Annotated in this window: 29 protein-coding genes and 1 pseudogene; all 30 read right to left on the reverse strand. The window is 70.2% G+C overall.

The genetic code is table 11. The annotated features are described in order from the left end of the window. Window positions 1-57: 57 nt before the first annotated feature. The 30 genes and pseudogenes from rplE to V6N00_RS01330 all read right to left on the reverse strand — a co-directional run bounded on the left by rplE (window position 58) and on the right by V6N00_RS01330 (window position 24729). The gene (gene rplE / locus V6N00_RS01180) at window positions 58-627 is read right to left on the reverse strand and encodes a 50S ribosomal protein L5 (RefSeq protein WP_416385020.1); all 570 of its coding nucleotides are present in this window, start codon (window positions 625-627) and stop codon (window positions 58-60) included. Window positions 628-644: 17 nt separating this feature from the next. Beyond that, window positions 645-1013 (reverse strand): 50S ribosomal protein L24, encoded by a 369-nt coding sequence (gene rplX / locus V6N00_RS01185; RefSeq protein WP_334230253.1) that lies wholly within the window; start codon window positions 1011-1013, stop codon window positions 645-647. 3 nt (window positions 1014-1016) lie between these two features. Then, entirely contained in the window at window positions 1017-1385 is a 369-nt protein-coding gene (gene rplN, locus V6N00_RS01190; RefSeq protein ID WP_076693521.1) for a 50S ribosomal protein L14, read from the reverse strand. Between the two features lie 210 nt (window positions 1386-1595). After that, the gene (gene rpsQ / locus V6N00_RS01195; protein ID WP_416385002.1) at window positions 1596-1901 is read right to left on the reverse strand and encodes a 30S ribosomal protein S17; all 306 of its coding nucleotides are present in this window, start codon (window positions 1899-1901) and stop codon (window positions 1596-1598) included. Further along, window positions 1898-2239: a 50S ribosomal protein L29 gene (gene rpmC / locus V6N00_RS01200; RefSeq protein WP_334230254.1), complete on the reverse strand. Its 342-nt coding sequence runs from the start codon at window positions 2237-2239 to the stop codon at window positions 1898-1900. Before rpmC ends, rpsQ begins: the two co-directional genes overlap by 4 nt. 2 nt (window positions 2240-2241) lie before the next feature. Then, the gene (rplP, locus tag V6N00_RS01205; protein ID WP_334230255.1) at window positions 2242-2658 is read right to left on the reverse strand and encodes a 50S ribosomal protein L16; all 417 of its coding nucleotides are present in this window, start codon (window positions 2656-2658) and stop codon (window positions 2242-2244) included. Further along, window positions 2659-3495, reverse strand: a complete 837-nt coding sequence (gene rpsC / locus V6N00_RS01210) for a 30S ribosomal protein S3 (protein WP_076693517.1) — start codon at window positions 3493-3495, stop codon at window positions 2659-2661. Further along, entirely contained in the window at window positions 3496-3861 is a 366-nt protein-coding gene (gene rplV, locus V6N00_RS01215) for a 50S ribosomal protein L22 (protein WP_334230256.1), read from the reverse strand. It lies immediately after the preceding gene. Window positions 3862-3896: 35 nt separating this feature from the next. Then, complete coding sequence (rpsS, locus tag V6N00_RS01220) at window positions 3897-4178, reverse strand: 30S ribosomal protein S19 (RefSeq protein ID WP_076693515.1); 282 nt, start codon at window positions 4176-4178, stop codon at window positions 3897-3899. Window positions 4179-4190: 12 nt separating this feature from the next. Then, window positions 4191-5030, reverse strand: coding sequence for a 50S ribosomal protein L2 (gene rplB, locus V6N00_RS01225; RefSeq protein WP_076693514.1), 840 nt, complete (start codon window positions 5028-5030; stop codon window positions 4191-4193). Window positions 5031-5063: 33 nt separating this feature from the next. After that, the gene (gene rplW / locus V6N00_RS01230) at window positions 5064-5360 is read right to left on the reverse strand and encodes a 50S ribosomal protein L23 (RefSeq protein WP_334230728.1); all 297 of its coding nucleotides are present in this window, start codon (window positions 5358-5360) and stop codon (window positions 5064-5066) included. Between the two features lie 41 nt (window positions 5361-5401). Beyond that, window positions 5402-6034, reverse strand: a complete 633-nt coding sequence (gene rplD, locus V6N00_RS01235) for a 50S ribosomal protein L4 (protein WP_334230257.1) — start codon at window positions 6032-6034, stop codon at window positions 5402-5404. A 6-nt stretch (window positions 6035-6040) separates the two neighbouring features. Further along, window positions 6041-6712: a 50S ribosomal protein L3 gene (gene rplC / locus V6N00_RS01240; RefSeq protein WP_334230258.1), complete on the reverse strand. Its 672-nt coding sequence runs from the start codon at window positions 6710-6712 to the stop codon at window positions 6041-6043. Between the two features lie 13 nt (window positions 6713-6725). Then, window positions 6726-7034, reverse strand: a complete 309-nt coding sequence (gene rpsJ / locus V6N00_RS01245; RefSeq protein WP_003803825.1) for a 30S ribosomal protein S10 — start codon at window positions 7032-7034, stop codon at window positions 6726-6728. Window positions 7035-7557: 523 nt separating this feature from the next. Further along, window positions 7558-8748 (reverse strand): elongation factor Tu, encoded by a 1191-nt coding sequence (tuf, locus tag V6N00_RS01250; RefSeq protein ID WP_188667285.1) that lies wholly within the window; start codon window positions 8746-8748, stop codon window positions 7558-7560. Window positions 8749-8874: 126 nt separating this feature from the next. Continuing rightward, window positions 8875-10992 (reverse strand): elongation factor G, encoded by a 2118-nt coding sequence (gene fusA, locus V6N00_RS01255; protein ID WP_334230259.1) that lies wholly within the window; start codon window positions 10990-10992, stop codon window positions 8875-8877. A 71-nt stretch (window positions 10993-11063) separates the two neighbouring features. Next, complete coding sequence (gene rpsG / locus V6N00_RS01260; protein ID WP_334230260.1) at window positions 11064-11534, reverse strand: 30S ribosomal protein S7; 471 nt, start codon at window positions 11532-11534, stop codon at window positions 11064-11066. Beyond that, entirely contained in the window at window positions 11534-11908 is a 375-nt protein-coding gene (gene rpsL, locus V6N00_RS01265; RefSeq protein ID WP_076693509.1) for a 30S ribosomal protein S12, read from the reverse strand. Before rpsL ends, rpsG begins: the two co-directional genes overlap by 1 nt. Window positions 11909-12193: 285 nt before the next feature. Further along, entirely contained in the window at window positions 12194-14986 is a 2793-nt protein-coding gene (locus tag V6N00_RS01270) for a helix-turn-helix transcriptional regulator (protein ID WP_334230261.1), read from the reverse strand. An 84-nt stretch (window positions 14987-15070) separates the two neighbouring features. Beyond that, window positions 15071-15895 (reverse strand): IclR family transcriptional regulator domain-containing protein, encoded by an 825-nt coding sequence (locus tag V6N00_RS01275; protein ID WP_334230262.1) that lies wholly within the window; start codon window positions 15893-15895, stop codon window positions 15071-15073. Next, window positions 15892-16566 carry a 3-oxoacid CoA-transferase subunit B gene (locus tag V6N00_RS01280; protein ID WP_334230263.1) on the reverse strand — a complete coding sequence of 225 codons (675 nt, stop codon included), beginning with the start codon at window positions 16564-16566 and terminating at the stop codon, window positions 15892-15894. Before V6N00_RS01280 ends, V6N00_RS01275 begins: the two co-directional genes overlap by 4 nt. Next, window positions 16566-17273 (reverse strand): 3-oxoacid CoA-transferase subunit A, encoded by a 708-nt coding sequence (locus tag V6N00_RS01285; protein WP_334230264.1) that lies wholly within the window; start codon window positions 17271-17273, stop codon window positions 16566-16568. The genes V6N00_RS01280 and V6N00_RS01285 overlap by 1 nt, the downstream gene beginning before the upstream one ends. 73 nt (window positions 17274-17346) lie before the next feature. Then, on the reverse strand, window positions 17347-18531 hold the full coding sequence (locus V6N00_RS01290) for a thiolase family protein (RefSeq protein WP_334230265.1): 1185 nt from the start codon (window positions 18529-18531) through the stop codon (window positions 17347-17349). Between the two features lie 147 nt (window positions 18532-18678). Then, window positions 18679-19143 carry a 4-carboxymuconolactone decarboxylase gene (pcaC, locus tag V6N00_RS01295; RefSeq protein WP_334230266.1) on the reverse strand — a complete coding sequence of 155 codons (465 nt, stop codon included), beginning with the start codon at window positions 19141-19143 and terminating at the stop codon, window positions 18679-18681. Continuing rightward, on the reverse strand, window positions 19136-19978 hold the full coding sequence (locus tag V6N00_RS01300) for an alpha/beta fold hydrolase (protein WP_334230267.1): 843 nt from the start codon (window positions 19976-19978) through the stop codon (window positions 19136-19138). The genes pcaC and V6N00_RS01300 overlap by 8 nt, the downstream gene beginning before the upstream one ends. Continuing rightward, complete coding sequence (locus tag V6N00_RS01305; RefSeq protein ID WP_334230268.1) at window positions 19975-21456, reverse strand: lyase family protein; 1482 nt, start codon at window positions 21454-21456, stop codon at window positions 19975-19977. The genes V6N00_RS01300 and V6N00_RS01305 overlap by 4 nt, the downstream gene beginning before the upstream one ends. Further along, window positions 21453-22022 (reverse strand): protocatechuate 3,4-dioxygenase subunit alpha, encoded by a 570-nt coding sequence (pcaG, locus tag V6N00_RS01310; protein ID WP_334230269.1) that lies wholly within the window; start codon window positions 22020-22022, stop codon window positions 21453-21455. Before pcaG ends, V6N00_RS01305 begins: the two co-directional genes overlap by 4 nt. Continuing rightward, window positions 22019-22831, reverse strand: coding sequence for a protocatechuate 3,4-dioxygenase subunit beta (pcaH, locus tag V6N00_RS01315; RefSeq protein ID WP_334230270.1), 813 nt, complete (start codon window positions 22829-22831; stop codon window positions 22019-22021). Before pcaH ends, pcaG begins: the two co-directional genes overlap by 4 nt. A gap of 244 nt (window positions 22832-23075) precedes the next feature. Further along, a pseudogene (locus V6N00_RS01325) lies at window positions 23076-23432 on the reverse strand (shikimate dehydrogenase); the annotation flags it as partial. Window positions 23433-23541: 109 nt separating this feature from the next. Continuing rightward, on the reverse strand, window positions 23542-24729 hold the full coding sequence (locus V6N00_RS01330; RefSeq protein ID WP_334230271.1) for a 4-hydroxybenzoate 3-monooxygenase: 1188 nt from the start codon (window positions 24727-24729) through the stop codon (window positions 23542-23544). Window positions 24730-24751: the final 22 nt, after the last annotated feature.

Here is a 24751-nt window from a genome sequence, read left to right on the forward strand (position 1 = left end):
GTGGTTTCCGCGCTGTGCCCCGGGTGGGACGGCGCGCGGACCTGCGGCGTAGTGGTGTCAGTCGGTGGTGAACGGGAAGCCCAGTGCGCGCAGGAGCGCGCGGCCCTCGTCGTCGGTCTTCGCCGTGGTCACCACGGTGATGTCCATGCCCCGCGTGCGATCGATCCGGTCCTGGTCGATCTCGTGGAACATGACCTGCTCGGTCAGGCCGAACGTGTAGTTGCCGTTGCCGTCGAACTGCTTCGGGCTCAGGCCGCGGAAGTCGCGGATGCGGGGCAGCGCGAGGCTGACCAGGCGGTCCACGAATTCCCACATGCGGTCACCGCGCAGCGTGGCGTGGGTACCGATGGGCATGCCCTCGCGCAGCTTGAACTGGGCGATGGACTTGCGGGCCTTCGTGACCATCGGCTTCTGGCCGGTGATCGCCGTCAGGTCGCGCACGGCGCCCTCGATCAGCTTCGAGTCCTTGGCCGCGTCGCCGACACCCATGTTCACGACGACCTTGACCAGGCCGGGAACCTGCATCGGGTTCGCGTAGGAGAACTCCTCCTGCAGCTTGGCGACGATCTCCTCGCGGTACTTCGCCTTCAGCCGCGGAGCGATCTTCTCCTCGGTGGTGCTGTTCATCTCTGTCGTCTCGCTCATCACAGGTCCTTACCGGAGGCCTTGGCCACGCGGATACGCACGGTGCGCTGCCGGCCGTCGCGCTCGACGGTGTCGATCCGGTAGCCCACGCGGGTCGGCTTCTTGGTCTCGGGGTCGACGACGGCCACGTTGGAGATGTGGATCGGCGCCTCGACGTGCTCGATGCCACCGGTGCGCGTGCCCCGGTCGCTCTGCCCGGCCTTGGTGTGCTTGGTGACCCGGTTGATGCCCTCGACGAGCACCCGGTTGGTCTCGGGGAACACCTTCAGGACCTTGCCCTGCTTGCCCCGGTCACCGCCGCGCTCGGCGGTGGCGCCACTGATCACCTGGACCAGGTCGCCCTTCTTGATCTTGAACTTCTGAGCCATGGGTCAGAGCACCTCCGGCGCCAGCGAGATGATCTTCATGAAGCGCTTGTCGCGCAGCTCACGCCCGACGGGCCCGAAGATACGGGTGCCGCGGGGGTCGCCGTCGTTCTTCAGGATCACTGCGGCGTTCTCGTCGAACTTGATGTAGGACCCGTCGGGACGACGGCGCTCCTTCTTGGTGCGGACGATGACGGCCTTGACGACGTCACCCTTCTTGACGTTGCCACCGGGGATCGCGTCCTTGACGGTGGCGACGATCACGTCACCGATGCCTGCATAGCGACGTCCGGAACCGCCGAGAACACGGATGGTGAGGATCTCCTTCGCCCCCGTGTTGTCGGCGACCTTCAGTCGCGACTCCTGCTGAATCACTGTGTACTCCTGTCGTCGTACCGGTTCTTCCGCTCTCTGCCGGGAACCCGGGGAGGAAGGAAGCCTGGTCGAACGGATATGGACTGCGCGGGCCGTCCGGACCCGCGGGCCGGGCCGGAGCGGGGGATCGCTCCCCCGCCACCGGCCCCGCGCCTCTGCCCTCCCCCGCCGTCGCGCGATGCGACTATGGGAACGAGGGGCAGAGAGAGTTTACTTGGCCTTTTCGACGATCTCGACCAGGCGCCACCGCTTGGAGGCGGACAGCGGGCGGGTCTCGCTGATCAGGACCAGGTCGCCGATGCCGGCGGTGTTCTGCTCGTCGTGCGCCTTGACCTTCGAGGTCCGTCGCAGCACCTTGCCGTAGAGGGCGTGCTTGACGCGGTCCTCGACCTCGACGACGACGGTCTTGTCCATCTTGTCGGACACGACGTAGCCGCGGCGGGTCTTGCGGTCACCGCGGGACTTCTCGCCGGTGCCTTCGCCCGCGGCCTTGTTCTCGGTCACGTTCTCACTCACTTGGTCTCATCCTCGCTCGATGCGGCGGCGGACTCGTCCGCCGGCGTCTCGTCGGCCTTCTTCGAACGCCGGGTGGCCTTCTTCTCGGGCTGCGCCGGCTCGGCCGCCTTCGCGACGGTCGGGCGGATGCCCAGCTCGCGCTCACGCAGCAGCGTGTAGATGCGGGCGATGTCCCGCTTCACGGCCTTGAGCCGGCCGTGGTTCTCGAGCTGCCCGGTCGCGGACTGGAAGCGCAGGTTGAACAGCTCTTCCTTCGACTTGCGCAGCTCCTCGCCCAGCCGGTCGTTGTCCAGCTCGGCGAGCTGTTCGATGGCCAGGTCCTTGGTCCCCACTGCCATGTCTATTCACCACCTTCGCGACGCACGATGCGCGCCTTGCACGGGAGCTTGTGGATGGCCAGGCGCAGCGCCTCACGCGCCACCTCGTCGGTGACACCGGAGAGCTCGAAGAGCACGCGTCCGGGCTTGACGTTGGCGATCCACCATTCGGGCGAACCCTTACCGGATCCCATGCGGGTCTCGGCGGGCTTCTTGGTCAGCGGGCGATCCGGGTAGATGTTGATCCAGACCTTGCCGCCACGCTTGATGTGACGAGTCATCGCGATACGAGCGGCTTCGATCTGCCGGTTCGTGATGTAGGCCGGGGTCAGCGCCTGGATGCCGTAGTCACCGAAGGTGACCTGGGTACCGCCCGTGGCCTGCCCGGAGCGACCCGGGTGGTGCTGCTTGCGGTACTTCACTCGGCGTGGGATCAGCATTTACTGCTCTCCTCCTTCAGCGGCGGGCGCCGTGGCGCCGGCCGGGGCGTTCTCGGTGGCCGCGGGGGCCTGGCCCTCGGGACGGTCACCACGACGGCGGCGGTCGCCGCCACCGGCGCGGCCACCACGGTCGCCGCGGTCTCCACGCTCACCACGGCCACGCGACGGCGCGGCAGCGGCCTGAGCGGCGAGCTCCTTGGCGGTGATGTCGCCCTTGTAGATCCAGACCTTCACACCGATGCGGCCGAAGGTGGTCTTGGCCTCGAAGAAGCCGTAGTCGATGTTGGCGCGGAGCGTGTGCAGGGGCACACGGCCCTCGCGGTAGAACTCCGAACGGCTCATCTCGGCGCCGCCGAGGCGGCCGGAGCACTGGATCCGGATGCCCTTGGCGCCGGCGCGCTGCGCGGACTGCATGGCCTTCTTCATGGCACGACGGAACGCGACGCGGGACGCGAGCTGCTCGGCGACGCCCTGCGCCACCAGCTGAGCCTCGATCTCGGGGTTCTTGACCTCGAGGATGTTCAGCTGCACCTGCTTGCCGGTCAGCTTCTCCAGCTCGCCACGGATCCGGTCCGCCTCGGCGCCGCGGCGGCCGATGACGATGCCCGGACGGGCGGTGTGGATGTCGACGCGGACACGGTCACGGGTGCGCTCGATCTCGACCTTGGCGATACCGGCGCGGTCCATGCCCTTGGACATGAGCTGACGGATCTTCACGTCCTCGCGGACGAAGTCCTTGTAGCGCTGGCCGGCCTTGGTGCTGTCGGCGTACCAGTGCGACACGTGGTCGGTGGTGATCCCGAGGCGGAAGCCGTGCGGGTTGACTTTCTGTCCCACTTAGCGGACCTCCTCGTTCTGGGGCGTGGCGACGACGACGGTGATGTGGCTGGTGCGCTTGTTGATGCGGTAGGCGCGGCCCTGGGCACGCGGCTGGAACCGCTTCATCGTCGGACCCTCGTCGACGAACGCCTCCGAGACGACCACGTCGTTCTCGTTGAAGGCGACGCTGAGCTGGTCGGCCTTCACCCGGGCGTTGGCCAGCGCGGACGCGACCACCTTGTACACGGGCTCGGACGCGCTCTGCGGGGCGAACTTCAGGATCGCCAGCGCCTCGTTCGCCTGCTTGCCACGAATCAGGTTGACGACGCGCCGGGCCTTCATCGGCGTGACGCGGATGTGCCGCGCGACTGCCTTGGCTTCCATTGCTTTCCTTCTCTCGTCTTGACGAAGAGCGGCGCCTAGCGGCGCTTGCCCTTCTTGTCGTCCTTCACGTGGCCGCGGAAGGTCCGGGTCGGAGCGAACTCACCGAGCTTGTGACCGACCATGGACTCCGTGACGAACACCGGCACGTGCTTGCGCCCGTCGTGCACGGCGATCGTGTGACCGAGCATGTCGGGGATGATCATCGACCGGCGGGACCAGGTCTTGATGACGTTCTTCGTGCCCTTGTCGTTCTCGTTGGCGACCTTCACGAACAGGTGCTGGTCGACGAAGGGGCCCTTCTTCAGGCTGCGAGGCATGTTCCGCCGCTCCTATCGCTTGTTCTTGCCAGTACGGCGGCGACGCACAATCAGCTTGTCGCTGTCCTTGTTCCGACGGCGGGTGCGGCCCTCGGGCTTGCCATTGGGGTTGACGGGGTTACGACCACCGGAGGTCTTGCCCTCGCCACCACCGTGCGGGTGGTCGACCGGGTTCATGGCCACACCGCGCACGGTCGGGCGGATGCCCCGCCACCGGTTGCGACCGGCCTTGCCCCAGCTGATGTTCGACTGCTCGGCGTTGCCGACCTCGCCGACCGTCGCGCGGCAGCGCACGTCGACGTTGCGGATCTCGCCGGACGGCAGCCGGAGCTGGCCGAACCGGCCCTCCTTGGCCACCAGCTGCACGGACGCACCGGCCGAGCGGGCCAGCTTGGCGCCGCCACCGGGACGCAGCTCGACGGCGTGGATCACGGTGCCGACGGGGATGTTGCGCAGCGGCAGGTTGTTGCCGGGCTTGATGTCGGCGCCGGCGCCGGACTCGACGAAGTCGCCCTGCTTGAGGCGGTTCGGCGCGATGATGTAGCGCTTCGTGCCGTCCACGTAGTGCAGAAGGGCGATGCGAGCGGTGCGGTTCGGGTCGTACTCGATCTCCGCGACGCGTGCGTCGACGCCGTCCTTGTCGTGCCGGCGGAAGTCGATCAGCCGGTACTGGCGCTTGTGACCGCCGCCCTTGTGCCGGGTGGTGATCTTGCCGGTGTTGTTCCGGCCGCCCTTCTTGGGCAGCGGACGCACCAGGGACTTCTCCGGAGTGCTCCGGGTGATCTCTGCGAAGTCGGCGACGGACGAGCCGCGGCGGCCCGGCGTCGTCGGCTTGTACTTACGGATAGCCATGGGTTCTCAGTTCCTCGCTAAAGTGGTCTCCGCTCAGCTGAGCGGACCGCCGAAGATGTCGATCGTGCCCTGCTTGAGGGTGACGATGGCGCGCTTGGTGCTCTTGCGCTGGCCCCAACCGAACTTGGTCCGCTTGCGCTTGCCCACGCGGTTGAGGGTGTTCACGGACTCGACCGAGACGGAGAAGATCTTCTCGATCGCGTTCTTGATCTCGGTCTTGTTCGACCGGGGGTCCACCAGGAAGGTGTACTTGCCCTCGTCGATCAGGCCGTAGCTCTTCTCCGAGACGACCGGCGCGAGGATGATGTCCCGCGGGTCCTTATTGTGGATAGCACTGTCCTGACGGATGGCGCTGCTGGTGCTCTGCGTGCTCACTTGGCTTCCTCCTGCGACTTGCCCGCGGCAGCCACGAACGCCTCGTAGGCGGCCTGGGTGAAGACGACGTCGTCGGCGACCAGCACGTCGTAGGTGTTCAGCTGGTCGGCGTACAGCGCGTGCACGCTCGTCAGGTTGCGCACCGACAGGGCCGCCACGTCGTTGCCCCGCTCGAGGACGACCAGGACGGACCTGCGATCGGTGAGCGCACCGAGGGTGGCCAGGGCGGCCTTGGTGGACGCGACGGTCCCCTCGACGAGGCTGCTGACCACGTGCACCCGGCCGTAGCGGGCGCGGTCGGACAGCGCGCCACGCAGGGCGGCGGCCTTCATCTTCTTGGGGGTCCGCTGCGAGTAGTCGCGCGGCGTCGGGCCGTGCACGACGCCACCACCGGTCATGTGCGGGGCGCGGACGGAGCCCTGACGAGCCCGGCCGGTGCCCTTCTGCTTGAACGGCTTGCGACCCGCACCGGCGACCTCGCCGCGGTTCTTGGTCTTGTGCGTGCCCTGGCGGGCGGCGGCCAGCTGGGCCACGACCACCTGGTGCAGCAGCGGCACGTTGGTCTGGACGTCGAAGATGTCCGCCGGCAGGTTCACCGCGACGGTCTTCGCGCTCTCTGTAGTAGCCATGGGTTGTTACGCTCCCTGAGTTTCGTTGGCCTTGACGGCGGAACGGACCAGGACGACCGAGCCGCGTGCGCCGGGGACGGCGCCCTTGAGCAGCAGCAGCGAGTTCTCGGCGTCGACGCCGTGCACGAGCAGGTTCAGCGTGGTCTGCTGGACGGCGCCCATGCGGCCGGCCATCCGCAGACCCTTGAACACGCGACCGGGCGTCGAGGCCCCGCCGATCGAACCGGGCTTGCGGTGGTTCTTGTGAGCACCGTGCGAGGCGCCCACACCGTGGAAGCCGTGGCGCTTCATGACGCCGGCGAAGCCCTTGCCCTTGGTGGTGCCGACGACGTCGACGCGCTGGCCGGCGGTGAAGGTCTCCACGGAGAGCTCCTGGCCGAGCTGGTACTCGGCGGCGTCGGCGGTGCGCAGCTCGACGACGTGGCGGCGCGGGGTGACACCGGCCTTTGCGAAGTGACCGGCCAGCGGCTGGGTCACCTTGCGCGGGTCGATGGCGCCGAAGCCGATCTGCACGGCGTTGTAGCCGTCGGTCTGCGCGTCGCGCAGCGCGGTGATGACGTTCGAGTCAGCCTTGACGACGGTCACCGGCACGAGACGGTTGTTCTCGTCCCAGACCTGGGTCATGCCGAGCTTGATGCCCAGCAGCCCCTTCACCTGGCGGGTGAGATGGTGTGTCATGTCGATGCGATCCTCAGAGTTTGATTTCGATGTTCACGTCGGCGGGCAGGTCGAGCCGCATGAGCGAGTCGACCGCCTTCGGCGTGGGGTCGATGATGTCGATCAGGCGCTTGTGGGTGCGCATCTCGAAGTGCTCGCGGCTGTCCTTGTACTTGTGCGGCGAACGGATCACGCAGTACACGTTCTTCTCGGTGGGCAGCGGGACCGGGCCCACCACCGTCGCACCGGCGCGCGTGACCGTCTCCACGATCTTCCGGGCCGAGACGTCGATGACCTCGTGGTCATACGACTTCAGCCGAATGCGGATTTTCTGTCCCGCCATGGCGTCGCCACTCTCTTTCTTCACGTGCTCTCTGGTGGAAATGAATCCCTTGTCAGGTGCACCGGCTCTCGCCTGCGCACCGCCGCCGCATGGACTGAATCCGGACGTGTCCGGGTTCCTCAACCCATCGTGGCTCCGACCCCCGCGCTCGGGCGTGTCGCCTGTCCTGCGCAACACCATGCCCGGGTTCTCGTTGTGGGGTGGTCGTGTCGACGCCCTGCCTCGGGCCACCGCACCGGGCGACCTCTTCCCCGCGCCGCCCGGCGTCCGTGGACGCTCCGGCCGAGGCGCTGTTCAGGCTCGTATGCCCGTGAAGGACATGGCAGGGCGCGTGAACAACTCATCCAGTCTGCCAGACACGCCGCCGCCCTGCAAATCGGCGGCGTGAGAGACCGGTCACCCGGTGACCCGGTGACCCGGATCCACGGGACCCGGACACGACGAAGGGCCCCGGCTCGATGCCGGGACCCTTCGCGGTGGTCCCGTCGGGGCGGCCGTCAGACGGCTGCCCCGGCGGTCGGGATCACTTGTTGATCTTGGTGACGCGACCCGAGCCGACGGTGCGGCCACCCTCACGGATGGCGAAGCCGAGGCCCTCCTCCATGGCGATCGGCTGGATCAGCTCGACCGACATCTCGGTGTTGTCGCCCGGCATGACCATCTCGGTGCCCTCGGGCAGCGTGATGACACCGGTGACGTCGGTGGTCCGGAAGTAGAACTGCGGACGGTAGTTCGAGTAGAACGGGTTGTGACGCCCACCCTCGTCCTTGGACAGGATGTAGACGTTCGCCTCGAAGTTGGTGTGCGGGGTGATCGAACCCGGCTTCACCACGACCTGGCCACGCTCGACATCGTCGCGCTTGAGGCCACGGAGCAGCAGGCCACAGTTCTCGCCGGCCCACGCCTCGTCGAGCTGCTTGTGGAACATCTCGATACCGGTGACCGTGGTCTTCTGGACCGGACGGATACCGACGATCTCGACCTCGGAGTTGATCGCGAGGGTGCCGCGCTCGGCGCGACCCGTCACGACGGTACCGCGACCGGTGATCGTGAAGACGTCCTCGATCGGCATCAGGAACGGCTTGTCCTTGTCACGGACCGGGTCCGGGATGTAGGTGTCCACGGCCTCCATGAGGTCCTCGACGGACTTGACCCACTCCGCGTCGCCCTCGAGGGCCTTCAGACCGGAGGTGCGGATGACGGGCGCGTTGTCGCCGTCGAACTCCTGGGAGGAGAGCAGCTCGCGCACCTCCATCTCGACCAGGTCCAGCAGTTCCTCGTCGTCGACCATGTCGGACTTGTTCAGCGCGACCAGCAGGGCCGGCACGCCGACCTGGCGGGCCAGGAGCACGTGCTCGCGGGTCTGCGCCATCGGACCGTCGGTCGCCGCGACCACGAGGATCGCGCCGTCCATCTGAGCCGCGCCGGTGATCATGTTCTTGATGTAGTCGGCGTGACCGGGGGCGTCCACGTGAGCGTAGTGACGCTTGTCGGTCTGGTACTCCACGTGGGAGATGTTGATGGTGATGCCGCGCTGCTTCTCTTCAGGAGCAGAGTCGATGGACGAGAAGTCGCGCTGCTCGTTCAGGTCCGGGTACTTGTCGGCAAGCACCTTCGAGATCGCAGCCGTCAACGTGGTCTTACCGTGGTCGACGTGACCGATGGTACCGATGTTGACGTGCGGCTTAGTCCGCTCGAACTTTGCCTTCGCCACGGGGTTCCTCCTAGAACATTGGTGGTGTAGAGAAGTCGCTTCCAGCTGGCGCAGGCGCCGCTACTGAAACCCGACCAAGTCTACGTGGGGTTTGATGATGGGGGAAATCGTCCTTGCGAACGGCGATTACTCGCCGCGGGTCTTCTGGATGATCTCGTCGGCCACGTTGCGCGGGACCTCCGAGTAGCTGTCGAACTGCATCGAGTACACCGCGCGGCCCTGGGTGCGGGACCGCAGGTCGCCGATGTAGCCGAACATCTCCGACAGCGGCACGTTGGCACGCACCACCTTCACGCCGCTGGCGTCCTCCATCGACTGGATCTGCCCGCGTCGCGAGTTCAGGTCGCCGATGACGTCGCCCATGTACTCCTCGGGCGTGCGCACCTCGACCGCCATGAGCGGCTCGAGGAGCACCGGGTTGGCGCGCTTGGCGCCTTCCTTGAACACCATGGAACCGGCGATCTTGAACGCCATCTCCGAGGAGTCGACGTCGTGGTAGGCGCCGTCGAGCAGGATCGCCTTGACACCCACGAGCGGGTAGCCCGCCAGCACACCGAACTGCATGGCGTCCTGGATGCCCGCGTCCACCGAGGGGATGTACTCCCGGGGGATGCGACCGCCGGTGACCTTGTTCTCGAACTCGTAGAACGTGCCGTCCGAGGTGTCCAGCGGCTCGAAGCTGACCTGCACCTTTGCGAACTGGCCGGAGCCACCGGTCTGCTTCTTGTGGGTGTAGTCGACCTTCTCGACGGCACGCTTGATGGTCTCCCGGTAGGCGACCTGCGGCTTGCCGACGTTGGCCTCGACCTTGAACTCGCGACGCATGCGGTCCACCAGGATGTCCAGGTGGAGCTCGCCCATGCCGCCGATCTCGGTCTGGCCGGTCTCGTCGTTCAGCGAGACGGTGAAGGTCGGGTCCTCGGCCGAGAGCTTCTGGATGGCCGTGGAGAGCTTCTCCTGGTCACCCTTCGTCTTCGGCTCGATCGCCACGAAGATCACCGGCTCCGGGAACGACATCGACTCCAGCACGATCGGCTGGTTCGGATCGCACAGCGTGTCGCCGGTCGTGGTGTCCTTCAGGCCGATCACCGCGTAGATGTGGCCCGCGTAGACCTCGTCGACCGGGTTCTCCTTGTTGGCGTGCATCTGGAAGAGCTTCCCGATGCGCTCCTTCTTGGACTTGGTCGAGTTGAGCACCTGCGAACCGGCGGCCACCTTGCCCGAGTACACCCGGACGAAGGTCAGCTGGCCGAAGAACGGGTGTGCGGCGACCTTGAAGGCCAGCGCCGAGAACGGCTCGTCGCGGCTCGGCTTGCGCGAGAGCTCGACCTCCTCGTTCTTCGGGTCGTGGCCGATCATCGGCGGCACGTCGATGGGGGACGGCAGGTAGTCGATGACCGCGTCCAGCATCGGCTGAACGCCGCGGTTCTTGAACGCCGAGCCGCAGAGCACCGGGTAGATCCGCGAGTTGACAGTCAGTTCGCGGATGCCGGCCTTGAGCTCCTCGATGGTGATCTCCTCACCCTCGAGGTACTTCTCCATCAGCTCGTCCGACGCCTCGGCGACGGCCTCGACCAGCTCGGCACGGTACTGCTCGGCCCGCTCCTTGAGGTCGTCGGGGATCTCCTGCGTCTCGTAGTGCGCACCCATGGTCACGTCGCCCTTGGCGTCGCCCGGCCACACGAGGGCCTTCATGGTCAGCAGGTCGACGACGCCGACGAAGTCGTTCTCCGCGCCGATCGGCAGCTGCATCACGAGCGGCTTGGCACCGAGCCGGTTGACGATGGTGTCGACGGTGAAGTAGAAGTCCGCACCCAGCTTGTCCATCTTGTTGACGAAGCAGATGCGCGGGACGTCGTACTTGTCCGCCTGGCGCCACACGGTCTCCGACTGGGGCTCCACGCCCTCCTTGCCGTCGAACACCGCGACGGCGCCGTCGAGCACGCGCAGCGAACGCTCCACCTCGACGGTGAAGTCCACGTGGCCGGGCGTGTCGATGATGTTGATCTGGTTGTTGTCCCAGAAGCAGGTCACCGCGGCAGAGGTGATGGTGATGCCGCGTTCCTTCTCCTGCTCCATCCAGTCGGTCGTCGAGGCGCCGTCGTGGGTCTCGCCGATCTTGTGGTTCACACCCGTGTAGAAGAGGATGCGCTCCGTGGTGGTGGTCTTACCGGCATCGATGTGGGCCATGATGCCGATGTTGCGAACCTTGGTGAGGTCGGTGAGCACGTCCTGTGCTGCCACGTGATTGCCTTTCGTTGCGGCTTGACTTCAGGTTCGCCGGGCCCGGGACGGGCCCGGCGAGATGCCGGTGCCTACCAGCGGTAGTGCGCGAAGGCCTTGTTCGACTCGGCCATCTTGTGGGTGTCCTCGCGGCGCTTGACCGCGGCACCGAGGCCGTTGGAGGCGTCGAGGATCTCGTTCTGCAGACGCTCGGTCATCGTCTTCTCGCGACGAGCCTTGGCGTAGCCGACGAGCCAGCGCAGGGCCAGGGCGGTCGCGCGACCGGCCTTGACCTCGACCGGCACCTGATAGGTGGCACCGCCGACACGGCGGGACTTGACCTCGAGGGTCGGCCGGACGTTGTCCATGGCCTTCTTCAGGGTGGCGACGGGGTCGGCGCCGGACTTCGTCTGGGCGCCACCGAGGGCGCCGTAGACGATCCGCTCGGCGGTGGACTTCTTGCCGTCGACCAGCACCTTGTTGATGAGCTGGGTGACCAGCGGCGAGCCGTAGATCGGGTCGTTGACGAGCGGCCGCTTGGGGGCCGGGCCCTTGCGAGGCATTACTTCTTCTCCTTCTTCGCGCCGTAACGGCTGCGGGCCTGCTGGCGGTTCTTGACACCCTGGGTGTCCAGGGCGCCACGGACGATCTTGTAGCGCACGCCCGGCAGGTCCTTCACACGACCGCCGCGCACGAGCACGATGGAGTGCTCCTGCAGGTTGTGGCCCACACCCGGGATGTACGCGGTGACCTCGACGCCGCCGTTGAGCTTGACGCGCGCGACCTTCCGCAGCGCCGAGTTCGGCTTCTTCGGGGTGGTCGTGTACACACGGGTGCACACGCCACGCTTCATCGGGTTGCCCCTGAGGGCGGGCGCCTTGGTCTTGGCGATCTTGGGTGAGCGGCCCTTGCGGACCAGCTGCTGGATCGTAGGCACTACATATTCTCCGTTTGATCTCGGGATCAGGACTGGTGGATCACATCTGTCTGCCTGACACCCAGGCACCCCGACGGGGAAGCGCGGAGCTTCGAACCCGGGTCGAAAGCGGTGGTCACGGTGCAGACACCGACTATCAAGACTACTCCCGCGGCGCAGGCCGAGTCAAAACTTGTGGGCAGGAGCAAGCGATGGCATTCGTACACAAGACGCGTGCACCAGGAACGAATCCACTGCCACTTGACAACGTTTTCCATGGTAGCAGAGCGCTGGCGACCGACCGGCTCAACCCCCCGCCGCGAGCTCATCGGCCCCGCCGTCGGCCCCGCCCTGCAGGCGCACGAGAAGCTCGGCCCGGGAGCGCACCCGCGCCTTGCGGTAGACGCGCGTCAGGTAGCCCTCGACGGTCTTCTCGCTCAGGTGCAGCCGCTCGGCGATGGTCGCGGTGGTCGCCCCCGTCAGCACCTGGTCGGCGATCTGCGACTCGCGGGCGGTCAGCCCGAAGCGGTCCCGGGTGTCCGCGAGCCCGCCCGCAGCTGTGGCCCGGTCCCGCAGCGCGGCCGCGCGCTCGTGCCAGTGGGGGGCCTGGAGCTGCTCGAAGGCGTCGGCCGCGGTCGTCGCGTGGCGCCGCACCGTCTCGACGGCGGCGGCCGTGCGCAGTCCGCCCGCGGCGACCCGGGTGGCCACGAGCAGGGTGAGGAAGGCGTTGACCCAGGCGTTCTCCCGCCCCGGCCCGCCGTCGAGGACGTCGGCGACGAACGCGTCGAGTTCCTCGGCGGAACTGCAGATCACCCGACAGCGGGCTCCGAGCGTCGCCGCCAGGGGATGCACGGGAGGGCCGTCCCCGAGGGCGTCGAGCACACGGCGTGCCGTGCGCTGGGCTGCCAGGACGCGGCCGGCGTGCAGCTGTGACTCCGCGAGGTCGGTGGCCACCCCCAGCGGCAGCGGCCCCCCCAGACCCCTGCCGCGCATCCCGCGCTGCAGGCTGTCGAGAATCCTGACGGCCTCGTCCGCGTGACCGCGGCTGGCCAGATCGGCTGCGCGCAGCTGGTCGAGCAGCACCTGCATCAGCGGCGGAGCGTCCACCGGGACCGGTGCCATCGCCGTCTCGAAGGGAGTGCCGCCGTGGACCAGCGCACGCATCCGCACCATCGCGGCCAACGCATGGCACAGCCGGCCGGAGTACACGGGGGCGAGCTCGACGGCCTCGGTCGCGCGGCGCAGCCCCCCGGTCAGGTCGCCGCTCTCGACGTCGATCCACGCTTCGCAGGCCGTCAGCCACGGCAGGGCCGCCAGTCCCCCGGTGCGCTCGGCGGTCTGCCGACCGTGCGCCAGCGCGGCGCGGGCGGCCGGGAGGTCCTGGACGAACAGCAGCAGCAGCGCCGAGGCGAGGCTGTCCTGCACGTCCTCGTGGGTCGGCAGCGGCCGCCGCACGGCGTCGAGGTCCGCGGCGGTCAGCTCTCCGGTCAGGTACGCCAGCATCCCGTGCGCGACGGGGACGAGCGCGGCCACGGGGTGGGCGGCCAGCTCGGGCGGCAGCGAGGCCAGGCGCGCCTGCGCCTCGGGCACCTCGTCGACCCGGAGCTGGACCATCATCAACTGGGCGCGCACCGCCGCGTGCAGCGGTGCCAGGGCGACCGGCACCGGACCGGGGTGAGGCGGTTCGACGCCGTCCCACGAGTGGATCAGCGCCCGGTAGAGCGCGATCTCCTCGCGCAGTGCGACGGTGTCCGCCTCCCGCATCGCCTCCTGGAGCAGGGCGCCGGCCCGGGTCGAGACGTGCGTCGCGTTGACGGCGGCCTGCAGGTAGAGCACCGCGCGGGAGTGGCGGTCGGTGCTCAGCCCGGCGGCCTGTTCGAACGAGCGGCTGGCCTGGGACCGGTCCTGGCGTCGCACCCCTTCCTCGGCATGCGCCGCGACGGCTGCGCTGAGCTCGTCGTCGGGCCCGGTCGCGGCCGCCACGCGCTGCCACAGGGCCGCGTCGGACCAGCCCTGCGCCGCCAGCGCCCGGGCGAGCGCCTCGTGGGCGTGGCGCTGCTCGTCCGGCTCGGCGATCGCGAGCACGGCCTGGCGGATCAGGGGGTGCCGCAGGTCGAGGGTGAGGCCGCCGTCGACGAGGACGTCGCGGGCGATCAGGGCGTCGACGGTCGCGCGGGCGAGCGCGGTGTCCGCCCCGGACGGGTCCACGGCAGCGCCGTCGTCGGGTTCCAGGGCGCCGGCGAGCATCTCGACGGTGAGGCGCTGTTCGCACGCGATCAGCACGGCGGCCCGGCGCTCGACGTGCGAGAGGGCCGCGAACTGGTGCGCGTAGGCGCGGACCAGCCGGGTGGCCGCCGCCCGCGGCACCCGGGCGTGATCGTTGAGCACCAGGTCGGAGATCTGCGGGGAGCGCGCCGACTCGAGGATGGCGAGCGGGTTGCCGGCCGTCACCCGGACGAGTTCGGTCAGCACGTCGTGGCCGAGGCCGAGCCCGTGCTGCGCGAGCATGGCGCGGGCGTCCTCGAATCCGAGACCCTCGACGCGGATCTGCTCGAAGTCCGTGTCGAGCCGGATGCCGTCCGGGACGGCGACGAACGCGACGATCGGGTCGTTCTGCAGCTGGGTGCCGACGAACCCGAGGACGGCGCGGCTGCCGTCGTCCAGGTGGTGGGCGTCGTCCAGCAGCAGCAGGAGCGGCCGCTCCCGGGCGGCGATCCGCAGCAGGGCGACGACGCCCGCGGCCAGCGCGACCTCGCCCTCGACGGGCGGACCGAGCCGGAGGGCGCCCTCGACCGCCGCGCGATGCGGCGCGCTCAGCCGGTCCAGGTACGAGGTCAGGGGGCCGAGCAGCACGGAGAGCGCACCCAGGGGCAGCGTCGACAGGCGGGACGAGGAACGGACCCACAGCACGCGGAAGTCCGGGCAGAGGCCGCCGATCTGCTCGAGCAGCGCGGTCTTTCCGACGCCGGGGGCCCCGCGGAGCACGGCTGCGCTCGAACGTGAACGGCGGGCGTCGTTGACGAGACGCTGCAGCCGGGACAGTTCCTGGCCACGGCCCACCAGGGAGCCGCCCGCGCCGGGATCCAGGGGGCCGCTCATGACCTCATCGTGGCACCCGGCACGCTGAACGACAACCCGGAGACGGCTGGACGTCCTCGGTGCACGGCGCCGACCCGCTCGGTCTCAGGACGACGCCGGCCCGGCGCCGGGTGCGGCGGTGCGCAGGTCGGCGGAGATCGCGTCGGCCGTCGCGAGCAGCGCGCTGACCAGCGGCGATCCCGGCGCGGGGTCGGGCGAGTGCAGCGCGGACATGGACACGTTGATCGCGGCGACCACCTCGCCGCCGGCCCCGCGCACCGGCGCGGCCACCGACCGCAGTCCGGCCTCGAGCTCCTGGTCCACGACCGCCCACCCCGCCTCGCGGACGCGGTCGATCTCCCGTCGCAAGGCGGCCGGATCGGTGATGGTGCGAGCCGTCAGGGCGGAGGGGGGCTGTTCTCCGAGGATCGCCTCGAGCCCGTCGGGGGTCTGGGCGGCGAGCAGGACCCGGCCCATCGAGGTGGCGTAGGCGGGGAAGCGCGTGCCGACGCTGATGCCGACCATCATGAGCCGGCGGGTGGCCACGCGGGCGACGTAGACGATCTCCGCACCGTCGAGCACCGAGGCCGAGGTGGACTCCCCCAGCTGCGCGGACAGCGCCTCGAGGTGCGGCTGCGCGATGTCGGTCAGCCCCATCGACGACAGGTAGGCGTACCCGAGGCGCAGCACCTGGGGCGTGAGCCGGAACAGGCGCCCGTCGGTGCGGACGTAACCGAGTTCGACCAGGGTGAGCAGGAACCGCCGGGCGGTGGCCCGGGTCAGGCCGGTACGGCGCGCGACGTCGGACAGGGAGAGCTCGGGGTGGGCGGCGTCGAACGCCCGGATCACCTCGAGCCCGCGCGCGAGCGACTGGACGAACTGGTCGCCCGGGGCGGTGGCCGGGACGCCGGGGTCCCGCTCCGTCGTCACCGTCCCGTGCCGTCGACCAGGTCGAAGCCGACCATCCGCTGCACGTCCGCGAAGCTCGCTCCGAAGGTCTCCCGCACCTGCACGCCCTCGTCGGTGATGAGGAAGACCGCGTGCTCGGTGTAGACGCGGCTGACGCAGGCGACACCGGTCAGCGGGTAGGTGCAGGTCTGCACGAGCTTGCTCGCTCCCTCGCGGGTGAGCAGGTTCATCATGACGAAGACGTCCTTGGCGCCGGTCGCCAGGTCCATGGCGCCGCCGACGGCGGGGATCGCATCCGGGGCGCCGGTGTGCCAGTTGGCCAGATCCCCGCCGGCGGAGACCTGGAAGGCGCCGAGCACGCACACGTCCAGGTGGCCGCCGCGCATCATGGCGAACGAGTCGGCGTGGTGGAAGTAGGAGGCGCCCGGCAGCTCGGTGACGGGGATCTTCCCGGCGTTGATCAGGTCGGGATCGACGTCGTCGCCCGTGGCGGCCGGTCCCATGCCGAGCATGCCGTTCTCGGTGTGCAGGAACACGCCCGAGTCGTCGGCCAGGTGGTCGGCCACCCTGGTCGGCTGGCCGATGCCGAGGTTGACGTAGGCCCCGTGGGGGATGTCGGCCGCGACGACGGCGGCCATCTGGTCGCGGGTCAGCGCCGCCTCGTGCGTGACCCCGGTGCTCGTCGTGCTCATCACTGCCCCTCTCCCGTGCTGGGTGCCTCGGTGGCGGCCGGCGTCGCATCCCCGATGCGCACGACCCGGTCGACGTAAATGCCCGGGGTCACGACGACCTCGGGGTCGAGCCGGCCGATCTCGACCAGCTCGCTGACCTGGACGACCGCGGTGGTCGCGGCGGCGGCCATGATCGGGCCGAAGTTGCGGGCGGTCTTGCGGTAGACGAGGTTGCCGCGCTTGTCCGCGGTCAACGCCTTGACCAGCGCGATGTCCCCGGCGATGGGGTACTCGAGCACCTGCATGCGGCCGCCGATCTCCCGGGTCTCCTTCCCTTCTGCCAGGGGCGTGCCCGCGCCGGTCGGGGTGAAGAAGGCGCCGATGCCGGCCCCGGCGGCGCGGATCCGCTCGGCGAGGTTGCCCTGCGGGACGAGCTCGAGCTCGATCTCCCCGGCCCGGTAGAGGCCGTCGAAGATCTGGGAATCGGACTGCCGCGGGAAGGAGCAGATGATCTTGCGGACCTGCCCGGCGGCCAGCAGGGCGGCCAGGCCCTGCTCGCCGTTGCCGGCGTTGTTGTTCACCACGGTGAGGTCCTTGACCCCGGTGCGGCGGACGGCGTCGATCAGCTCCATGGGCTGGCCGGCCGTGCCGAATCCGCCGATGAGCACGGTGTCGCCGTCCTTGATCGGCGCGACGGCCTCGTCCGGGTCGGCTGCGATGGTCAGCACGGGGTGGGCTCCTTCTCTCGTTCCTGGGCGGCGGCGGTGTCGACGGCGATGCCGTCCCGGCCTGCGGCCGCGCTCATGCGGACACGTTCTCGACGACGACGGCGAGGCCCTGGCCCACACCGATGCAGATGGCGGCGACGCCGTAGCGCTGCCCGGTCTCCTCGAGTCGGGCGACCAGGGTGCCGAGGATGCGGCCGCCGGAGGCGCCGAGCGGGTGGCCGATGGCGATGGCGCCACCGCGGGCGTTGACGATGTCCTCGTCGATGCCCCAGGCCTGCACGCAGGCGACCGACTGGACGGCGAACGCCTCGTTCAGCTCGACGGCGCCGACGTCGGACCAGTCGATCCCGGCGCGGGACAGTGCCTGGTTGGCGGCCTCGACGGGGGCGAACCCGAAGTCGCGCGGGTCCAGGGCGTGGGCGCCGCGGCCGAGGATGCGGGCACGGGGCCGGGCGCCGATCCGCTCCCCGGCGGCCTCGCTGCCGAGCAGGACGGCGGAGGCGCCGTCGTTCAGGGGTGAGGCGTTGCCGGCGGTGATGGTGCCGTCCGGCCGGAAGACGGTGCGCAGACCGCCGAGCTGCTCGAGAGAACTCGAGGCCCGGATCGACTCGTCACGGGCCAGGTCGGTGCCCGGGACCGCGACGGTCAGTGCGTCGTAGAAGCCCTCGGACCAGGCGGCGTCGGCCAGCTGGTGCGACCGGTACGCGAACTCGTCCTGGCGGGCGCGGCTGATGTCGTGCTTCTCGCGCAGCTGCTCGTTCGCCTCACCGAGGGACACGGTCCACTCCGCGGGCATGGCCGGATTGACCAGGCGCCAGCCCAGCGTGGTCGAGGACAGGTTCAGGTCCCCGGCGGGGTAGGGCTTCTCGGTCTTCGGCAGCACCCAGGGGGCCCGGCTCATCGACTCGACGCCGCCGGTCAGGACGAGGTCCGCGTCGCCGGTCTCGATCTGGCGGGAGCCCATGATCGCGGCGTCCAGGCTCGACCCGCACAGCCGGTTGACGGTCGTGCCGGGAACGGAGACGGGCAGCCCCGCCAGCAGCACCGCCATGCGGGCGACGTCGCGGTTCTCCTCCCCCGCGCCGTTCGCGTTGCCGAGGATCACCTCCTCGACCATCGCGCCCTCGAGCCCCGGTGTGCGCTCGATCAGGGCGCCGACGACGACGGCGGCGAGGTCGTCCGGGCGGACCGGGGCCAGCGCTCCGCCGAACCGGCCGAAGGGGGTGCGGACGGCGTCGTAGATGAAGGCCTCGGACATGCGTCTCCGTTCCGGGCGGCTCGGCCGCTCCCGCGTCGCTGCGGTGCCCACTCGACGTCGCGTGCCGGACGGCACGCTCGAAACGAGTGTTCTCGCCGTTCGCTAGGCGAACATATGTGCGTTATATGAACAACAGTAGGACGGTGGTCACGGTCGGTCAAGGTCGTGACCGTCGACGTCACCCGTCGCGGCGGCATCGCGGTCGAGCTCGGCGAACACCCGCTGCGCGGTCGCGAAGGCGGTGTTGGCGGACGGCACGCTGCAGTAGATGGCGCTCTGCAGCAGCACCTCCTTGATCTCCTCGCGCGTCAGCCCGTTGGTCAGGGCCGCCCGGACGTGCATCGCGAGCTCCTCGGTGTGCCCCCCGGCGATCATGGCGGTGAGCGTGATCATCGAGCGACTGCGCCGGTCCAGGCCGGGCCGCGTCCAGATGGTGCCCCACGCGTAGCGGGTGATCATCTCCTGGAAGTCCGCGGTGAAGTCGTCGATGCGGGCGTTGGCGCGGTCCACGTGGGCGTCGCCGAGCACCTCCCGGCGCACGGCCATCCCGGCGTCGTACACCTCCTGCTGGGTGCGGTCGGGCTGCTGCGCGCCCCGTGCGGATTCACTCATCGTCGCCTCCCGACGGGGCGCCGGTGACGCCCTGACTCCCGAGGAAGTGCTCCCGTAGCAACGCGGCGGTCGCCACGGGATCCTCGGCAGGGGCCAGGTGCGCGACGCCGGGCAGTTCGACGGCGCGGCCGTCGGCCACGCCGTCGGCGACCTCGCGGGCCAGGCCGACGGGCGCGACCGCGTCGGCGGCACCGGCGACGGCGAGCACCGGCACCGCGATCTCGGCCAGCCGGTCCCGCACGTCGAAGCCGGCGAGCGCCTCGCAGACGCGGGCGTAGCTGAAGCGGTCGGCGTGCTGCAGGGAGCTGAGCAGGGCGGTCGCGGTGGGCGCCTCGCGGGCCAGGAAGCCGGGGCCGAACCAGCGCTGGGCCGAGCCCGTGACCATGACCGGGGTGCCCGAGGCGCGCACCGTCTCGGCCCGTTCCCGCCAGGCGGCGGGATCGCCGATCTTCGCGCCCGAGCAGATGACGGCAGCGGCCCGGAAGCGGTCCGGTGCGTCGAGGAGCAGCTGAAGGCCGGTGGCGCCGCCGACAGAGACGCCGGCGTAGCCGATCGGGCCGGCCTCGCTCGCGGTCGGCAGGGTGCGGTCCACCAGCTCGAGCACGCCCGCGGCCAGTTCGGCGATGGTGAACGGCTCCGCCTGCGGGGCGGACGTGCCGTGACCGGGCAGGTCCCAGGCGATCAGGTCGAGGTCGTCGGCCAGCAGGTCGGCGGTGCGCTGCCACAGGGGCTGGGCGGCGGTGCCGAGCGAGGGGCCGAGGACGACGAGCGGCCGGGTGCGGCCCTGCTCGGCGGGGCGGCGGAAGTCGACGGCGGTGAGCCGGGGGACGGTCACGGGTGCTCCTCTCCGGAGGGGACGGGGCGACGGTCGGGGGTGTCGGTGGACCCGTTCGCGCTGGACGTGCGGTGCTGTGCGGCGGCGGCGCTCTCGGCGACGACGCCGTCGACGAGCTCTCCCGCCGAGCCGAGGTAGCGGGTGGGGTCCAGCAGGTCGTCGAGCGCGGCGTCGTCGAGGGCGTCGGCCGGGATGGCGTCGCGCAGCCGGGCCCGCAGGCGGGGCGTGGCCTCCGCGCCGGGACCGTCGGCGTCGGCGAGCATCGCGGTGACCCGGTCCTTCGGGCTCGTGCCGGCGTCGCCCGCGGCGTCGCGCAGCAGGGGCGCCGCGACCACGGTGATCCGCTCGCTCAGCACCCCGGGCGAGGCGTCCGTCAGCGTCGCGAGCATCCGGTCCGCGTGCACGACGAGGCCGCCGGTCAGCTCGGCCGCGGACGCGGCGGCGGACGGGACGAGCCGCAGCAGCATCGCAAGGGCGGGCCACTCGGTGTGCCACGCGCCGTCGGGCCGCTCGTCGTCCGCGAGCGCGGCCGCCAGATGGAGCTGGGCGATCAGCTGCGGGACGCTCAGCGCCGTGCGGCGGATCAGCACGGAGAGGACGGGGTTGCGCTTCTGCGGCATCGCGGAGGAGCCGCCGCGGCCGGGCGCGGTCGGTTCGGAGAGCTCGGCGATCTCGGGGCGACTGAGGAGCACGACGTCGGTGGCGAGCTTGCCGAGGGCGTCGGCGAGCAGGGCGAAGCCGTCGGCCACCTCGACGAGCGGCAGCCGGGCGGTGTGCCACGGGGCCGCGGGGCGCAGGCCGAGCCGGGCCGCGAACCGGCCGGCGAGCTCGAGCGGGGTGACGCCGGTGCCGGCGGTGACGGTGCCGACGGCGGCGAGGGTGCCGCTCGCGCCGCCGCACTGCACGGGCAGGCGGTCCACCCGGTCGCGCAGCGCGGCGACGGCGGTGTCGACGCCCTGCAGCCACGTAGCGGCCTTGAGCCCGAAGGTGTACGGAACCGCGTGCTGGGCGAGGGTGCGGCCGACCATCGGGGTCTCTCGGTGGGCGACGGCGAGGTCCCGCAGGTGGGCGGCCACCGCCTCGGCGTCGGCCAGGGTGTTCTCCGCGCTGCGGCGCACCAGCAGCATCAGGGCGGTGTCGATGACGTCCTGGCTGGTCAGGCCACGATGGACGAAGCGCGCCGCACCGACGTCAGCCCCGGCGTCCGCGGCGGTCACGGCGCGCCTCAGCTGGGCCAGCAGCGGGATCAACGCGTTCGCACCGTTCTCGGCGTCCGCGCCGAGGGCCGCGAGGTCGAGGTTGCCCACGACGGCCGCCGCGGCGACGGTGTCGGCCGCCGCGGCCGGGGCGAGCCCGAGGTCCGCCTGGGCACGGACCCAGGCGGCCTCGACGTCGAGCATCGCCTGGGCGAACGCGACGTCGCCCACGGCGTCCGCGGTGGCCGCGGTCCCGGGGGCGAAGAGCAGCAGATCGCTCACGCGTCGATGCCGTCGAAGGCGAGGAACACGGTCTCGTCCGTCCCCTGCAGGCGGATGTCGAACCGCAGGCCGCCGTCGGGCTCCCGCTGCGCGATCAGCGACGGGCGCCGCTCCGCGGGCACGGAGGAGAGCAGCCGGTCCCGCTCCAGCGCGTCCACGTCCTCGGGCAGGTAGACGCGGGTGAAGAGCCGGTTGAGCAGGCCGCGGGCGAACACGGTGACGGCGATGAAGGGGGCGGCGCCCTCCTCGGTGGGGCCGGGGTTCACCGTCGTGAAGGTGTAGTCGCCAGCGCCGTCCACGGCGGCCCGGCCGAAGCCGGTGAAGGTCCAGCCGTCCCGCCGCAGCGAGCCGGGCACCCGCGGCACGGTGCCGTCCTCGTCGGCCTGCCAGATCTCGATCATGGCGTCGGGGATCGGGTCGCCGGCGCCGTCGTACACGGTGCCGTGCAACCGGACGGGACGCGGGTGGTGCGGGCCCACCAGCTGCTCGCCGCGCTCGTACGGCAGGGCGTAGCCGTAGAACGGGCCGATGGTCTGGCCGGGGGTGGCCACCAGTTTCTCGCTCATGCCTGCTCGTCCTCCTCCATCCAGGTGCGGTTGCTGCCGGACAGGACGATGTCCCACCGGTAGCCGGTGCACCACTCGTGTTCGGTGATGCCGTGGTCGTAGGTGGCCACCAGCCGCTCCCGGGCCTTCGGGTCGACGATGGACTGGTAGATCGGGTCCAGGTCGAACAGCGGATCCCCGGGGAAGTACATCTGCGTGATCATCCGCTGGGTGAAATCGGTGCCGAACAGGGAGAAGTGGATATGGGCCGGGCGCCACGCGTTGTGGTGGTTCTTCCACGGGTACGGGCCCGGCTTGATGGTGGTGAACCGATAGACGCCGTCCCCGTCGGTCAGGCAGCGGCCCACCCCGGTGAAGTTGGGGTCGATCGGGGCGGGGTGCTGGTCCCGCTTGTGGATGTAGCGGCCGGCCGAGTTGGCCTGCCAGATCTCCACGAGCTGGTGGCGCACCGGGCGCCCGTCACCGTCGACGACGCGCCCCGTGACGATCATCCGCTCGCCGATCGGGTCGCCGTTGTGCTGGATGGTCAGGTCCGACTCGAGCGCGTTGACGTCCTGGTGCCCGAAAGCGGGCGCCCACAGCTCGATGGTCTCGGGGTCTGCGTGATGCAGGTCCTTGGTGGGGTGGCGCAGGATCGAGCTGCGGTACGGCCGGTAGTCGATCCGCGGCTGCGTCTCCGTGCCGCCGCCACGCCGGTACTTCTCCGCCAGAGACGCGATCTCGCGGCTGACGGCGTCCTGCGTGTCCGCGGCGTCGTCGGACGAGAGCGGGGTGACGTGCTCGAACGTCTCAGGGTCTTCTGAGGCCATGGGTCCTCCTGTCGGATCGGGCGGCAGCCCGTCGGGCGCCGTCGGGGCGGGGTGGTGGGTGGAACGGGTCAAGGGGACAGCGAAGCCTGCCGGGAGAGCGCGAACTGGGCGGCCATGCGCACCGGGGCGTCAGGGGCGCCGAAGCCGCGGTAGCCGCCGCGCCGTTCGAGCACCTCGAGGTAGAGCTCGCCGACGGTCTCCGTGGAGAAGTGCAGGAACTCCCAGCCCTCGTCACGGTCGTAGAAGACGCTGAGGTCGCGCAGTGGCCCGACGGTCGCGTCGTCGAGCCCGAACCGGGCCTGCAGGTGGTGTTGACGGCCTCGAGCCGCGCGGCGTCGGGGTCCACCTCGTCGAGGTGGTCGAGGACGAGCTGCTTGCACGGGTGGGTGACGTTCAGGCCGTTGAAGCCGAATGCGTGCGCCCAGCGCAGAACCTCACCGATGCGGTCCGCGGGGATGCCGAGCACGGTCAGATCGATGGGCCGGTACAACAGGGTGAGGCCGTGGTGACGCGCCTCCGCCTCGTGCAGCGGGGGCGTCAGGGAGAGGGTGACCCCGTCCCCGACCAGTCCTAGCAGCGGGGACGTCGCGCGCGTGCTCACGGTGCCTCCAGGATGCCGGACCAGGGTGTGACACGGGCAACACTAACAGCGTTCGCATCGCGTCCGCATGTTCGTAGAGCGAACGCGGGCGCGTCGACTCCGGGGTGGATCACCGCTGGGGCCACCCGGTGTAGGCCTCCGCCAGCCAGGTGGACCCGGCCCGGGAGCTGACGACGGAGGTCAGCTCGCCGAGCTGCCGCTTGCGGTCGAACGCGTTCGACTCGGGGCTCTCGTGCAGCATCGACGTCATCCAGTAGGAGAAGTGCTGTGCCTTCCACACCCGCTGCAGTGCGGTGTCGCTGTAGGCGTCGATCCCGGTGGTGGAGCCGGTCTCGTAGTGGTCGGCGAGCGCGCGGTGCAGGATCGCGACGTCGGCCAGCGCGAGGTTCAGGCCCTTGGCCCCCGTCGGGGGGACGGTGTGGCCGGCGTCGCCGGCGAGGAAGAGCCGGCCGTGGCGCAGCGGCTCGCACACGAAGCTGCGGAACGGCAGCACGGTCTTCTCGAAGACGTTCCCGCGCTTCAGCTCGAAGCCGTCGCCGTCGACCCGGCGCTGCAGCTCGTCCCAGATCTGCTCGTCGGACCACGAGTCGACGTCGACGTCCTTCTCGCACTGGAAGTACATGCGCTGGACCGTGTCGGTGCGCTGGCTGATGAGGGCGAAGCCGTGGGGGGACTTGGCGTAGATGAGCTCCGGGGCGCTCGGCGGCGCCTCGCACAGAATGCCGAACCAGGCGAACGGGTACTCGCGGAAGTAGGAGCGGCGCATCGACTCGGGCAGTTCGCGGCGGCAGATGCTGCGCGAGCCGTCGGCACCGACGAGGTAGTCGCACTCGACCCGCCAGTCGACGCCGTCGGCGTCGGTGAACTCGATGGCCGGAGCGTCCAGGACGTTCTCCACGCGCGTGTCCGTGACCCCGTACCGGACGTCGCCGCCGTCCCGCTCGCGGGCGGCGGCCAGGTCGATGAACACGTCGGTCTGCGGGTAGAGCCACACCGACTCCCCCACCAGGTCGGCGAAGTCGATGCGGTGGCCCTGGCCGTCGAAGCGCAGCTCGATGCCCTCGTGCTCGTAGCCGTCGGTGAGGACGCGGTCGCTGATGTCGTTGTCCAGCAGCATGCGCACGCTGCCGTGCTCGAGGATGCCGGCGCGGATGGTCGTCTCGATGTCGTGCCGGGTGCGGTTGTCGACGACGACGGTCTCGACGCCGGACCGGCCCAGCAGATGCGCGAGCATGAGCCCGGCCGGGCCCGCTCCGACGATGCCCACCTGCGTCCTGATCACGCGCCGTTGCGTCACCCTGTTCTCCTTCTCCACGCCG

Source organism: Tersicoccus mangrovi, from assembly GCF_036881825.1.
Taxonomy (GTDB): Bacteria; Actinomycetota; Actinomycetes; order Actinomycetales; family Micrococcaceae; genus Tersicoccus; species Tersicoccus mangrovi.